Annotated in this window: 15 protein-coding genes; 6 read left to right on the forward strand and 9 right to left on the reverse strand. The window is 66.7% G+C overall.

The genetic code is table 11. The features are described from left to right. Positions 1 to 50: 50 nt before the first annotated feature. Positions 51 to 989: a LysR family transcriptional regulator gene (locus L995_RS15195; RefSeq protein ID WP_016447172.1), complete on the reverse strand. Its 939-nt coding sequence runs from the start codon at positions 987 to 989 to the stop codon at positions 51 to 53. Positions 990 to 1,121: 132 nt separating this feature from the next. On the opposite strand from L995_RS15195, the gene L995_RS15200 reads away from it, so the two are divergent. The 3 genes from L995_RS15200 to L995_RS15210 all read left to right on the forward strand — a co-directional run bounded on the left by L995_RS15200 (position 1,122) and on the right by L995_RS15210 (position 2,977). After that, positions 1,122 to 1,823: a pirin family protein gene (locus L995_RS15200; protein WP_047472493.1), complete on the forward strand. Its 702-nt coding sequence runs from the start codon at positions 1,122 to 1,124 to the stop codon at positions 1,821 to 1,823. A gap of 22 nt (positions 1,824 to 1,845) precedes the next feature. Then, positions 1,846 to 2,253 carry a DoxX family protein gene (locus L995_RS15205; RefSeq protein WP_016447170.1) on the forward strand — a complete coding sequence of 136 codons (408 nt, stop codon included), beginning with the start codon at positions 1,846 to 1,848 and terminating at the stop codon, positions 2,251 to 2,253. Between the two features lie 154 nt (positions 2,254 to 2,407). After that, a complete protein-coding gene (locus L995_RS15210) occupies positions 2,408 to 2,977 on the forward strand; it encodes a flavodoxin family protein (RefSeq protein ID WP_046239827.1) in 570 nt (189 codons plus the stop codon). A gap of 20 nt (positions 2,978 to 2,997) precedes the next feature. Here L995_RS15210 and L995_RS15215 read toward each other — a convergent pair whose 3' ends face one another. The 4 genes from L995_RS15215 to L995_RS15230 form a co-directional block, all read right to left on the reverse strand. Further along, positions 2,998 to 4,332: an NAD(P)/FAD-dependent oxidoreductase gene (locus L995_RS15215; RefSeq protein ID WP_047472494.1), complete on the reverse strand. Its 1,335-nt coding sequence runs from the start codon at positions 4,330 to 4,332 to the stop codon at positions 2,998 to 3,000. A 2-nt stretch (positions 4,333 to 4,334) separates the two neighbouring features. Continuing rightward, complete coding sequence (locus L995_RS15220) at positions 4,335 to 5,090, reverse strand: amino acid ABC transporter ATP-binding protein (protein WP_016447167.1); 756 nt, start codon at positions 5,088 to 5,090, stop codon at positions 4,335 to 4,337. Then, positions 5,087 to 5,752 carry an ectoine/hydroxyectoine ABC transporter permease subunit EhuD gene (gene ehuD / locus L995_RS15225; RefSeq protein ID WP_016451664.1) on the reverse strand — a complete coding sequence of 222 codons (666 nt, stop codon included), beginning with the start codon at positions 5,750 to 5,752 and terminating at the stop codon, positions 5,087 to 5,089. The genes L995_RS15220 and ehuD overlap by 4 nt, the downstream gene beginning before the upstream one ends. Before the next feature lie 88 nt (positions 5,753 to 5,840). Continuing rightward, positions 5,841 to 6,614 carry an ABC transporter substrate-binding protein gene (locus L995_RS15230; RefSeq protein ID WP_047472495.1) on the reverse strand — a complete coding sequence of 258 codons (774 nt, stop codon included), beginning with the start codon at positions 6,612 to 6,614 and terminating at the stop codon, positions 5,841 to 5,843. 236 nt (positions 6,615 to 6,850) lie between these two features. On the opposite strand from L995_RS15230, the gene L995_RS15235 reads away from it, so the two are divergent. Continuing rightward, on the forward strand, positions 6,851 to 7,630 hold the full coding sequence (locus L995_RS15235; protein ID WP_047472496.1) for an IclR family transcriptional regulator: 780 nt from the start codon (positions 6,851 to 6,853) through the stop codon (positions 7,628 to 7,630). Between the two features lie 99 nt (positions 7,631 to 7,729). Here the strand turns inward: L995_RS15235 and L995_RS15240 are convergent, their stop codons facing one another. The 4 genes from L995_RS15240 to L995_RS15255 all read right to left on the reverse strand — a co-directional run bounded on the left by L995_RS15240 (position 7,730) and on the right by L995_RS15255 (position 11,984). Next, positions 7,730 to 8,503 (reverse strand): sulfurtransferase, encoded by a 774-nt coding sequence (locus tag L995_RS15240; protein WP_047472497.1) that lies wholly within the window; start codon positions 8,501 to 8,503, stop codon positions 7,730 to 7,732. Positions 8,504 to 8,568: 65 nt separating this feature from the next. Beyond that, positions 8,569 to 9,438 carry a MinD/ParA family protein gene (locus L995_RS15245; protein ID WP_016447162.1) on the reverse strand — a complete coding sequence of 290 codons (870 nt, stop codon included), beginning with the start codon at positions 9,436 to 9,438 and terminating at the stop codon, positions 8,569 to 8,571. After that, positions 9,425 to 10,207: a GGDEF domain-containing protein gene (locus tag L995_RS15250; RefSeq protein WP_017403908.1), complete on the reverse strand. Its 783-nt coding sequence runs from the start codon at positions 10,205 to 10,207 to the stop codon at positions 9,425 to 9,427. The genes L995_RS15245 and L995_RS15250 overlap by 14 nt, the downstream gene beginning before the upstream one ends. Before the next feature lie 31 nt (positions 10,208 to 10,238). Then, complete coding sequence (locus L995_RS15255) at positions 10,239 to 11,984, reverse strand: SulP family inorganic anion transporter (RefSeq protein ID WP_016447160.1); 1,746 nt, start codon at positions 11,982 to 11,984, stop codon at positions 10,239 to 10,241. A 150-nt stretch (positions 11,985 to 12,134) separates the two neighbouring features. Between L995_RS15255 and L995_RS15260 the strand changes: the two genes are divergently transcribed. Beyond that, positions 12,135 to 12,605: a BON domain-containing protein gene (locus L995_RS15260; protein ID WP_016447159.1), complete on the forward strand. Its 471-nt coding sequence runs from the start codon at positions 12,135 to 12,137 to the stop codon at positions 12,603 to 12,605. Between the two features lie 100 nt (positions 12,606 to 12,705). Continuing rightward, positions 12,706 to 13,388, forward strand: a 683-nt coding sequence (locus L995_RS15265) for a trans-sulfuration enzyme family protein (RefSeq protein ID WP_047472498.1), incomplete at its 3' end; no start/stop codon positions are given.

Here is a 13,388-nt window from a genome sequence, read left to right on the forward strand (position 1 = left end):
CCGCGTAACCACTCTACACCCGCACAGACCGCCCGGCGGCGTGCGCCAGCTCAATGTCGGTGATGATTTTCCATGAGAGCGCGGCGCGTGGCGGGGCTTTCCAGCTGCTGCAGCCACCACTGCAGCGCGCGCGGCGGGTCCTGCTGCGGCGGGCAGGACCATGCGTAGTGCATGCGCACATTGCGCGAGGGCCGGGCGACCTGGCGCGTTACCAGCAGGCCGGCCTGCACATAGACGTCGGCCATGAAATGGGGCAGGAAGCCGCAGCCTATGCCGCGCACCTGGGCCTCGATCTTGGCCTGCATGGAGTCCACGGTGAAGATGTCCTGGCCGCTGAGCAGGCCCATGCTGGCGCTGTCGCGCAGGCCTGAATCGGCCACGGCGATGATGCGGTGCTGCAGCAGCGTCGCGTCGGTGATGGGCTCGGGCGCCGTGGCCAGCGGATGGTGGGGCGCCACGGCAAAGACGAAGTCCAGCTCGCCCAGCTCGCAGGCCTGCAGGCCCGCCACGTTGCTGGAGTTGACGGCCACGCCGATGGCCAGGTCGGCGCGGCCCGAGGTCAGCGTCTCCAGCGTGCCGGTGAGAATGCCGTCGCGCAGCTTCAGCCGCGTGGGCGGCTGCATGGCGTAGAAGGCCTCGACCAGTTCCAGCATGGGCGTGCGCGCCACGGCGCCGTCCACCACGATGGTCAGGTGCGGCTCCCAGCCCGTGGCCACACGGCGCACGCGGTGGGCCACGGTGTCGATCTCATGCAGCAGCCGGGTGCCTTCGCGCAGCAGTTCCCGGCCGGCCTCGGTGGGCTGGGCGTGGCGCGAGCGGCGGTCGAACAGCAGCACGTCCAGCGCATCCTCGATCTGGCGCACGCGGTAGGTCAGGGCACTTGGCACCAGGCCCAGCTGGCGTGCGGCGGCGGCAAAGCTGCCGGCCTCGGCAATGGCCTGGAGCATGGCCAGGCTGTCGGGAGTGAGCACGTCGCGGGGGCTGGGCATGGGGCGTTATGGATTCAAAAGCTTTGAATGATGCCATCAATCCCGCTGTGCCTGGCCTGCTACAGCGGCTTCTACAGTGGAGCCACCGACGCAAGAGTTTTGAAGATCTGACCAGTTGAAAGGGACATACACATGATCGCCCTGCGCAAATCCCGCGAACGCGGCCATGCCGACCACGGCTGGCTGCGCTCGCACCACAGCTTCTCGTTTGCGGGCTATCACGATCCGCGCCACATGGGCTTTGGCAACCTGCGCGTGATCAATGAAGACCATATCGCCCCGGGTACGGGCTTTGGCGCCCATGGCCACAAGGACATGGAGATCATCAGCTACGTGCTCGAAGGCCGGCTCTCGCACAAGGACAGCATGGGCAATGAGCAGACCATCTCGCCGGGAGAGGTGCAGCGCATGAGCGCCGGCTCGGGCGTGGTGCACAGCGAGCACAACCACGCACCAGGCCAGACCACGCATTTCCTGCAGATCTGGCTGCTGCCCAGCGAGACGGGCATTGCGCCCGGATATGCGCAGAAAGCCTTCGCCGACGAGGAAAAGCGCGGCCGCCTGCGCCTGGTGGTCTCGCCCGATGGCGCGGATGGCTCGGTCACCGTCCATGCCGATGCCCGGCTCTATGCCGGCCTGTTCGACGGCGATGAGCACGCCGAAATGGAGCTGCCCCCCGGCCGCAAAACCTATGTGCACCTGGTGCGCGGCGCGCTGAGCGTCAATGGGCAACGGCTGACAACGGGCGATGCGGCCCTTGTGGAGAATGAACCGCGACTGCGCCTGCACGACGGGGAACAGTCCGAGGTCCTGGTGTTCGATCTGCAAGCCTGAGCATTCACGAGGAGTAACCATCATGCTGAACCGTCTGAGCAACCCGCTGGCGCTGGCCGGCCGCATCCTGATCGCGCTGATGTTCGTGCCTGCGGGCTTTCAGAAAATCGGAGGCTTCGCCGGCACGGTGGGCTATGCGGCCTCGGTGGGCATGCCCATGCCGCAGATCGGCGTGGCCGTGGCCCTGGTGGTGGAGATCGTCGGCGGGCTGGCCCTGCTGCTGGGCTGGTGCACGCGCTGGGCGGCCCTGGCGCTGGCCTTCTTCACGCTGGTGGCCAGCTTCTTCTTCCATGCCTACTGGAGCGTGCCGGCTGACGCGGCCATGATGCAGCAGCTGCTGTTCTGGAAGAACATCGCCGTCACGGGCGGCCTGCTGGGCTTTGCCGCCCATGGCGCCGGTGGCTGGAGTGTGGATGCACGGCGCCATTGAGTGGCCCGCGCACTGCCGCCAGCTCCTTTATTTTTGTTAGGCTACCGGCCTGAGTGGGCCCCGCAGCAGCGCTGTGGGGCCTTTTGGCGTGGATGATCGATGAATGTGGCGCCTGCCGGCCTGGAGCCGTGGCCGGCGCCCGAGGATTTCTTGTATGGCAGATATCGTGGTGGTCTACCACTCGGGTTACGGGCACACCCAGCGCATGGCCCAGGCCGTGGCCGATGGCGCGGGTGCGCGCATGCTGGCCATAGACAGCGACGGCCAGCTGCCTGCCGGCGGCTGGGAGCTGCTGGCGGCGGCAGATGCCATCATCTTCGGCTCGCCCACCTACATGGGCGGGCCCAGCTGGCAGTTCAAGCGCTTTGCCGATGCCTCGTCCAAGCCGTGGTTCGTGCAGGCCTGGAAGGACAAGCTGTTCGCCGGCTTCACCAACAGTGCCAGCGTCAACGGCAACAAGCAGACCACGCTGGACTATCTGTTCCAGCTGGCCATGCAGCACGGCGGGCTGTGGGTGGGCAGCGGCATGCTGCCGTCCAACGCGCGCGCCGCGCAGCGCAACGACCTCAACTGGATAGGCGCCTTCAGCGGCGCCATGGCGCAATCGGCCTCGGATGCCTCGGCCGCCGAGATGCTGCCGGGCGACCTGGAGACCGCGCGCCTGTTCGGCGAGCGCGTGGCGCAGCAGGCGCTGCGGCTGGTGCGCCAGGCCGGCGCGGCTTGATCGGCCGGCTCCACTGAACCTCACGCACCCAGCCGGTCCAGCAGGCTGTACCAAGCCACCCCTGCCGCTATGTACAACCGTTGCAACCCATGCAGCGGTATCGGCTGAACCGGCGTTACCGGAAAGGGGCAGGCCGGCGCATTTCCGCCGGCCATCAGCGCGGCCGCCTCCCGCCCCAGCAGGGTAGCCATGGCAATGCCGCGGCCGTTGTAGCCCAGGGCCATGGTGATGCCGGGGGCAGGCTGGTGCAGGTGGGGCATGAAGTCGCGTGTGACGGCGATGCGCCCTGCCCAGCGGTACTCGTATTGGAGGGGGCCCAGTCCGGGGAACATCAGCGCCACGGCGCGTTCCAGGTGGGCATAGTCGCCTGCACCCTGCGGGTCCGCAAAATGTCCGCGCCCGCCCATGAGCAGACGGCCTTGTGCGTCCTTGCGAAAGTACAGCAGCAGGCGCTGCGAGGTCGAGCCTGTCTCGCCCCCGGGCAGGATGTGCGCGCCCGCCTTGCCCAGGGGCTGCGTGGCCACGATGAAGCTGTTGGCTGCCAGTACCGTGCGCGCCAGGCCAGGCCACAGACCATCGGTATAGCCGTTGGTGGCCAGCAGCACCTGCCTGGCCTGTATGCGTTGACCCTGGGCCGTGGTGGCGGCCCAATGGTCCGTGCCCTGTCGCTCCAGTGCCAGCACGGGCGATCCGCTGTGGACCTGCGCGCCCAGGGTCTGTGCGGCGCGCACCAGTCCGCGCACGTAGGCCAGCGGCTGTATGGCGCCGGCGCGGCCATCCAGCCAGCCGCCTGCAAACGCGGGCGTGCCGGTGCGTGCTGCCGTAGCAGTGCGGTCCAGCAGTTCCACGCGCACGCCGCGCCGCTCCCACTGCCGGGCGCGCGCATGCATGCCGTCCACCGCCTGCTGGGTGTATCCGACCTGCAGCCAGCCGGCGCGCACGGGCGCACAGTCGATGCCGTGGCGTTCGATCAACCCGTACACAAGGTCGGCCGAGCGGGAGACGGCGTCGATCAGCCGCTCGCCAAGAGCGGCACCGTGGATGCGCTGCAGTTCGTCGGGGTCGTACTTGAGGGTGGGGTTCACCTGGCCGCCGTTGCGGCCCGACGCGCCCCAGCCGGGAGCATGGGCGTCAAGCACGCACACGCTGGCGCCGCTTTCGGCCAGGTGCAGTGCTGCCGACAGGCCGGTATATCCCGCGCCGATCACCAGCACGTCGGTGGTGGTCAGCGCTGCTGCCAGCGGTGGCGTGGGCGGTGCGGCGGGTGCAGTGGCCGCCCACAGCGATGGCGCTGACGGGTGCGACAGCACGGGGCGTACCGACGAAGACGATGCGATGGAGGCGGTAGCTGCCATCGTCATGCCGCACCTTCTGATGGCGCACAGTGCTGGTGCAGCACGCGCCGCAGGAAGTCCTGCGTGCGTGCATGGCGCGGTGCGCCCAGCACCTGGGCCGAAGGGCCTTCCTCCACGATGGTGCCGCCGTGCAGAAAGCACACGCGGTCGGCCACCTCGCGAGCAAAGGCCATCTCGTGCGTGACCACGATCATCGTCATGCCTTCTTCGGCCAGCTGGCGCATCACGCCCAGCACGTCGCCTACCAGCTCGGGGTCCAGGGCCGAAGTGGGTTCGTCGAACAGCATGGCCTCTGGCTTCATGGCCAGGGCGCGGGCAATGGCCACCCGCTGCTGCTGCCCGCCCGAAAGCTGTGCGGGCCAAGCCTGTGCCTTGTCTGCCAGACCTACCTTGCGCAGCAGCTCCAATGCCTCGGCATGGGCCTGGCCGGGCGCCTGGCCCTTCACATGGATGGGGCCTTCCATCACGTTCTGCACCACGGTGCGGTGCGGGAAGAGGTTGAAGCGCTGGAAGACCATGCCCATGCGGCTGCGCAGCGCGTGGATGGACGGCGCGCGTGTGTCCACGCGCTCACCGAAGGCGCGCACCTCGCCGCCCTGGTACGACTCCAGGCCGTTGATGCAGCGCAGCACCGTGGACTTGCCTGATCCCGAAGGGCCGATCAGACACACCACTTCTCCACGTGCCACGCGCAGGTTGACGCCCCGCAGCACGCGATGCTCGCCGTAGGCCTTTTCCAGGTGATCGATCTCGATCATGGCGACTTCCTTCCCGCTCCAAAGCGCTTTTCCAGACGCCTGAGCCCCCATACCAGCGGCAGGCTCATGGCCAGGTAGAGCAGGGCGACCAGGGTGTAGACCGTCATGTTCTGGAAGGTGGACGCTGCGATCAGCTGGCCCTGGCGCGTCATCTCGGCCACGGTGATGGTGGAGACCAGGGACGAGTCCTTGAGCATCATCACCAGGGTGTTGCCGTAGGGCGGCAGCGCTATGCGGAATGCCTGCGGCAGCACCACGCGGCGCATGAGCAGGGCCGGTCGCATGCCCATGGCCAATGCGGCTTCCCGCTGGCCTGGGTCCACCGCCTCGATGCCGGCGCGGAAGTTTTCTGCCTGATAGGCCGAATAGGCAATGCCCAGGCCGATCACCCCGGCCTGGAAGGCGGTGAGCTGGATGCCGACCTCGGGCAGCACGAAGTAGATGTAGAACAGCTGCACGATGATGGGCAGGCCCCGTATCACATTGACCACGGTCGACGCGGCCCACGAGACGGCGCGCACGGGTGAGAGCTTGCCCAGCGCCAGCACCAGTCCGATCGCGCTGGACAACAGGAACGACAGCGCGGTGACCTGCACCGTGACCACCGCTCCTTGCAGCAGGATGGGCAGGAACTCTCGCGCGTGCTGCACAAATGCTTGCATGGCGTACTTTCCTCGAAGGTGTCATTGCCGTGCATTGCGCGGCAAAGGGGGCTGATGCGCGAGGCGATCCGACGGGCGTCCGATGTCCTCAGAAGCCCCACTTCTTGACGATCTGGGCCAGGGTGCCGTCTGCCTTGATGGTGGCGATGGCCTTGTTCAGGCGGGCCAGGGTTTCTGTGTCACCCTTGCGCACCACCAGGCACACATCCCCCACGTTGGAGGGCTTGTAGCTTTCGGCCAGCTTCACGCCCTGGAAGCTGTGCTGGCGTATCTGGTAGGCAATGATGGGCTGGTCACCCAGCCCTGCCTTGATGCGGCCAAGCGCCAGGTCGAGCGTCATGTCGGCTACCGAGTCGTAGCTGCGCACTTCCCTGAAGATGCCCTTTTTCTGCAGCAGGTCGTAGAACACCGTGCCCACCTGGGCACCGACGACCTCGCCCTTGAGATCGTCCAGTGACACATAAGCCTTGGCATCGTCGGCCTTGACGATCAGGCCCTCGCCGTAGGAGTAGACCGCATCGCTGAAATCGACCACCTGCTGGCGTGCGGCGGTCTTGAGCATGGCCGCCGAGATGATGTCGATCTTGCTGGATGTGAGCGAGGGGATCAGCGCCGCAAAGCTGGTCTGCTGCACATGGGCCTGGAAGCCTCCGGCCTTGGCCACGGCCTGCATGGTGTCGACCATCATGCCCTGGATGCTGTTGCTCTTGACGTCCAGAAAGGTGAACGGAATGCCTGTGGGCGTGGCGCCCACGTTGTAGCTGGCCGGGGCACTGCCGCCTTGCGCCGCAGCCAGCGCGACGGCGCCGGCGGCACACAGGCCCAAGGCGAGGTGGAGGACGCGGTGGACAAAACCTGGCATAGCCTGACTCCTTGGCGTGAACGACGGAAGGAAAGAGCAGGGACAGGTCACCTTGGGGGCAGCCCCTCGCCTGCAGCGGAGAATTCTCGGAACCGTGCCAATGATCAATGTGGATGAATCTTCAAGAAATAATAGAAAACCACTAAGCAATTCAAAGAAATCGATATGCGATTCTTTTGATGTGGATGCCTATACTTGCCGCCATGCAAGCACCGTCTCAACCCGCTTCGTCACCGATGGATGACGACACCAACCCCCTGTTCAACCAGTCGCTGGAGAAGGGCCTGGCCGTGCTCTGCGCCTTCAGCGCGCAGCACCGGAGCATGACGCTGGCCGATGTGGCTGCCGCTGCGGGCATCAACAAAAGCTCGGCGCAACGCATGGTGTTCACGCTGGAGCAACTGGGCTACGTCCGCAAGCATCCGCAAACCCGGCGCTACCAGCTCGCGCCGCGCGTCATGCGCGTGGGCTACAACTACCTGGCGGCCAACCCGGTGATCGACCTGGCCAATCCGTATCTTTCGGAACTGACCAAGATCACGACCGAGACCACCTGCCTGACCGAGCCCGACGGGCTGGAGATGGTCTACGTGGCACGCTTCATCAGCGCCCAGTTTGTGCCGGTGCACATGCCCATTGGAAGCCGCATCCCCATGTACTGCACTGCCTCGGGGCGTGCCTGGCTGAGCGCACTGCCCGATGAAGAAGCCCTGGCCCTGCTGCGCCAGAGCGAGCGGACCGCGCACACACGTTTCACCATCACGGACGAGGCCGCCATCCTCAATGAGCTGGCCCAGGCGCGTCAGCGCGGCTATGCCGTCAACCGGGAGGAACTCTTTCTGGGCGACATGACGCTGGGCGCGCCCGTCATCGGCAGCCATGGCCGCCCCGTGGCTGCCGTGCACATCGTCGCGCCGACCAGCCGATGGACGGTGGAGGAGGCGCAGGCCCGCCTGGGCCCAGGGCTGCTGGCCTGCGCCCGCTCGCTCAGCAACTCGGTGCGTGCCCTGGGTTGAACGGCAGCCGATGCTGCAGCCGGCACGGCCGCATTGGTGGTGCACGCCGCAAGCGTGGCGTGCATGCCCCGGGCTTCAGGTCAGGGCTGGGGGATCGGCCTATGCAGACGGAGTCTCCTGGGCCTGCGGATGCTCCAGCTGGGGGGCGGCCGCCAGGTCCGCGTCCACGGCGCGGCGCTCGTCGAAGACGAAGCAGCCGCCGTCATAGAAGGCGCCGTCGGTCTCCTCGAAGTACTTGAGGATGCCGCCCTCGAGCTGATAGACATGGTCCAGGCCTTCGTCCTGCATGAGGATGGCGGCCTTCTCGCAGCGTATGCCGCCCGTGCAGTAGCTGACCACGGTCTTGCCGGTCAGTTCGGCCTTGTGGGCACGCAGCGCGGGCGGGAATTCGGTGAACTTGGTGATGCGCCAGTCGATGGTGCCCTTGAAGGCGCCGGCATCGACCTCGAAGTCGTTGCGCGTATCCAGCGTCACCACCTCGCGGCCCTCGTCATCGTGGCCCTGCTGCAGCCAGCGGCGCAGCGTGGCGGGGCTGACAGAAGGCGCGCGACCCTCTGCCGGACGGATGGTGGGGTGGTCCATGCGGATGATCTCGCGCTTGACCTTGACCAGCATCTTGCGGAAAGGCACGGTGTCGGACCAGCTTTCCTTGGGGGCCAGGTCGGCAAAGCGCTCATCGGTGCGCAACTGATCGACGAAGCTGTGCACCGCCTGGGCGGGGCCTGCCAGGAAGAAGTTGATGCCTTCCTCGGCCAGCAGGATGGTGCCCTTGAGTGCCAGGGCCTGGGCGCGTTCGGCCAGGGTGTCGCGCAGCGCCGCTGCGTCGGGCAGCGGCGTGAACTTGTAGCAGGAAATATTGAGGATATCGGGCACAGGCAGGCAGGCGGGGGCGGCAAGGGCCGCAGGTTGGATCGGGTCGCCGGCGAGGGGCGGCCCGATCAGCCGCCCGACACCAGCAGGGCCTTGATTTTATTGGCCAGCTGGGCCACGGCCAGCGAAGCCGGTGCACCGGGCATGGATTGCAGCAGCAACTGGCGTCGCATCACGGCCTCGCGCACGGCCGGGTCGGAGGGAATGTCGCCCAGGTGCGTGAGCCGCAATGGCTCGCCGGAGGCCGTGCTGACAAAGCGGTTGAGCACCTGCTGGAGCTGACCCGTGATGGCGCGGCCATCGCCGGGACGCGCGGCCTGGTTGATGGCCAGGCGGATCTGCTGGCGCTTTTGCTGAATGGCAAGCACCTTGATGGCCGCATAGGCATCGGTCAGCGAGGTGGGCTCGGGCGTGGCGATGACCAGCACTTCGGTGGCCATGGACACCGAGAACAGCACCACGTCGGAGATGCCCGCGCCCGTGTCCAGCAGCACGATGTCGTAGCGAGGAGCCAGCGTCTCGATGGTGTGCGTGAACTGCTGGCGGATCTCGGGCGTGAGCCGCGAGTACTCGATCATCCCCGAGCCGGCCAGCAGCACCGAGTAGCCGCCGGGGGCGGGCAGGATGGCTTCCTCCAGCGTGGAACGGCCGGTGAACACATCGTGCAGCGTGACCTTGGGGTAGAGGTTGAGCACCACGTCCAGGTTGGCCAGGCCCAGGTCGGCATCGAGCACCAGGACCTTGAGGCCATGGCGTGTCAGCGCTGCGGCCAGGTTGGCCGAAACGAAGGTCTTGCCCACGCCGCCCTTGCCGCTGGTCACGGCGATGATGTGTCCGCGCGGCTTGGCGCGCACGGCATCGCTCATCGAAACGGCAGCGGGCAGGGAGGGGTGGGGAATGGCGTTGTCGCTTACCACCGGGCTATCAGCGGAGTCCATCTTCGGGGTCCACATCGGTTGCAATATCTGGATTCAGCCCATTGTCAAACGGGGAGGGGGCATACAAAGGTCCGAAAAGCAGGCTTTTTTCCTCCGCGCTTACCGTACTGTCTGGTTGTTCTTCAATGTGCACGCGGTTGCGGCCGGCAGACTTGGCCAGGTACAACTGTTTGTCGGCACGCTCGGTCCACAAGGTCGTGGTGCTGCGTATCCACTGCAGCGCATAGGCGCCGCCGATGCTGATGGTGATCTGCAGTGTCAACGTGGGTGAGATGACCACCGGCATGCGCTCGATGGCGCTGCGTATGCGCTCGGCCACGGACAGGCCGAACGTCGCAGGGCAGGCCGGCAGCACGATGGCGAACTCCTCGCCTCCGTAGCGGGCCAGCGTGTCCATGGGGCGCACGCAACTGGTCAGGGTCCGGGCCACCGACTGCAGAACCCGGTCGCCGACGATATGGCCGTGCTGGTCGTTGATCTGCTTGAAATGGTCGATGTCCAGCATCAGCATCAGCGCCGCTTCGCCCGAGCGCGCCACGCGGTCGATCTCGCGCTCGGCAATGGTGCGGAAATGGCGGCGGTTGGCCAGCCCCGTGAGCGGGTCGCGCAGCGACAGCGAACACAGTTCGTCGATCAGCGCCTGCAGGTAACGCGTCGGCGAATCCGTGGGCAAATGGACCGCCCCGCCAGCGTGGGTAACCAGCGCGTGGGCTGTGGCCAGGCGCAGGTCGCGCAGGTATACGGATTGGTGGGAGGCGGGGGCAGTCACAGAGGGCTGAATCAAAAGCCGGTGAAGTGTATCAGTGTGTAGGCTCAATTGTCGCCGCGCCGGCGTCGACTTTTGCACCATCGCTGGTAACAGATGTTGATCCCGGCCGAGATATGAAGGGCGGCAGGGCCAGCGCGGCGAGGAATTCCGCATCGGTGCGGTACAGCCGCAGGTGCGGCCCGCGGTGCAGGGCGCCGGCGCGCAGCAGCACCTGCTCGGCCGGCAACTTCAGGCCCACCACGTGCAGCACGCCGCTGCGCTTGGCCACCAGCAGCTGCAGGCGCACGAAGGTCTCCACGCCCGTCACGTCGATGCGGTTGATGGGCTGGGCCAGCAGGCACAGGTGGTGCGTCTCGGGGCGCAGCGCCCATTCGTCGCCGATGCGTCGCTCCAGGGCTGAGGCCGAGCCGAAGTCCAGCTCGGCATCCATGCGCAGGGCCAGCAGGCCTGGCGCCAGCGGAGGCAACTGCCAGAGGTTGCGGTCGCGCAGGCTGCCATCAGGATGCTGGCCCACCTCGATGATGCGCGGGTGCAGGCGCTGGTAGAGGAAGTAGCCCAGGCTCAGCACGATGCCCGCGAACACGCCCCAGTACATGCGCGGCGCCGTGACGATGGTCAGCAGCAGCGTGGCCAGGGCAATGCTGCCCTCCACGCGCGACACCTTGAACAGCTGCAGCAGCACACGCGGCTTGACGAGGTTGACCACGGCCGTGATCACGATGGCCGCCAGCGCCGCCTTGGGCACGTGGTACAGCGCCGGGATGAACCACATCACCACGATGACCACCAGCAGGATGGAGAACACGTTGGACCATCCCGTCTTGGCGCCGGCCAGCAGGTTCACGGCCGAGCGCGAGAACGAGGCGCTGGTGGCAAAGCTGCCGAACAGGCCCGCACTGATCTTGGACAGGCCCTGGGCGACCAGGTCCTGGTTCTCGTTCCAGCGCGTGCCGGCCTGCTGGTGCTCCACCTGGGCGCTGGAGGCCGTCTCCAGAAAGCTCACCAGCGAGATCACCAGCACCGGCATCACCAGGGCGCCGAACTCGTCCCAGCTCAGCAGCCCCGGCAGCTGGAAGCTGGGCAGGCCCGCGGGCAGATGGCCGACCACGGCGCCGCCGTCGTCGGCAAAGTCCGTGGCCCAACTGATCACGCCGGTCAGCGCGATGATGAAGATGGCCGAGGGAAAGGCCGCACGCCAGCGCTTGGCGAGCACGAGCAAGGCAATGCTGGCCATGCCGTAGACGATGGACTGCCAGTCGAAAAGCTGCAGCGACGGCGTGTTCCAGACGGCACCCCAGGTCGAGCGCAGGCCCAGCAGCGTAGGCAGCTGCGAGGCCAGGATCAGCAGCGCCGCAGCCTGCGTGAAGCCCGTGAGCACGGGCGAGGTCACCAGGTTGAGCAGCCAGCCGGCGCGCATCAGCCCCAGCGACCACTGCACCAGGCCCGACAGAATCGCCATCCATGCGGCCAGCGCCACCCAGTGCGCGGAGCCGGGCTCGGCCAGGCCCGTGAGCGAGGCGCCGATCAGCAGCGCGCTCAGGGCCGTGGGTCCCACGCCCAGACGGGGCGAGCCGCTGAACAGCACGGCCACCAGGGCCGGAACGATGGATGCGTAAATGCCCGTGATCAGCGGCATGCCCGCAAGGGCAGCATATGCCACGCCCTGGGGCAGAAGCATCAGACCAACGGTGAGACCTGCCCAGAACTCCCCGCGCAGCACGGCTGCCGAAGGTTTGGGCCATGCCAGGAAGGGAAACCAGCGCGCCAGGGAATGCATGGCCGCTATTGTCATGCTAACTGGATGGTGCCCGGATGTTCGGGCTTGTCCTACAGGCGCTTGCGTCGGCGTCGTATGGGTTTGTCCCAGGGCCCTCAATAAAGTCGAGGCCTGTGTTGACCGCCTCACAACTATTCAAGGAGTAACCGCATGACTTTCATCACCCAACGCTGCTGCCAGATCCTCGCCGTGTCTGCCCTGGCCTTCGGCCTTGCCGCCTGCGGCAAGACCGAAGACACTGCGGGCCAGAAGCTCGACTCTGCGGTTCAGCAGTCCCAGCAGGCCGCGCAGAGCGCCGGCCAGAAGATCGACAACGCCATGAGCAGCGCCGGCACCAAGATTGAGGAAGGTGCTGCCAAGGCCGAAGCGGCCACCAACAACGCCATGAGCCAGGCAGGCGCCGCACTCGACGACGCCGGCATCACGGCCCAGATCAAGGCCGACCTGATCAAGGAGCCCGATATCTCCGCCCTCAAGATCGACGTGGACACCAAGGCAGGCGCCGTGACGCTGACCGGCTCGGTCCCCAGCGAAGCACTCAAGATGCGCGCAGGCGACATTGCCAAGTCCGTCAAGGGCGTGAACAACGTCAGCAACATGCTGGAGATCAAGGCCAGCTGATCGCAGCCACCGGCTCCGTTGCCCTTGTGAAAACCAGGCGGATTCCCCGCCTGGTTTTTTTATGCCTGAACGCTGCAGCCCAGCGCATAAGATGCGCTGCATGAGCACACCCGACCTGCAGATCAGCACCCATCTCATCCACCATCCCTACCAGCCGCCCGAGGGCTTTGTTGCGCCGCAGCCGCCCGTGCACAAGGCCTCGACGGTGATCTTCGAGAACGTGGCGGCCATGCGCCGCCGCCAGTGGCTGGACAAGAGCAGCTATACCTACGGCCTGCACGGCACGCCCACCACCTTCTTGCTGGAAGAGCGCCTGAGCGCGCTGGAAGGCGGCCTGCAGTGCCTGCTGGTACCCAGCGGCCTGGCTGCGATTGCGACCACCTCCCTGGCCCTGCTGCGCACCGGCGACGAGATGCTGCTGCCCGACAACGCCTACGGCCCCAACAAGACCCTGAGCGAGGGCGAGCTGGCCCATTTCGGCGTGCGCCACCAGTGCTATGACGCCATGGATGTTGCCGACCTCGAAGCCAAAATCACGCCCAAGACGCGGCTGGTCTGGCTGGAGGCGCCGGGCTCGGTGACCATGGAGTTCCCCGACCTCATCGCCATGGTGCGCCTGTGCCGCGAGCGGGGCGTCACCACCGTGCTGGACAACACCTGGGGCGCGGGCCTGGCCTTCAATCCCTTCGATCTGCTGGCCGATGGAACGCACAGCCTGGGCGTGGATGCCACCGTGCATGCGCTGACCAAGTACCCCAGCGGCGGTGGCGACGTGCTACGCGG

Origin of the sequence: Delftia sp. ZNC0008 (genome assembly GCF_000799035.1) — a bacterium.
In the GTDB taxonomy this organism is placed as follows: Bacteria; Pseudomonadota; Gammaproteobacteria; order Burkholderiales; family Burkholderiaceae_C; genus Comamonas; species Comamonas tsuruhatensis.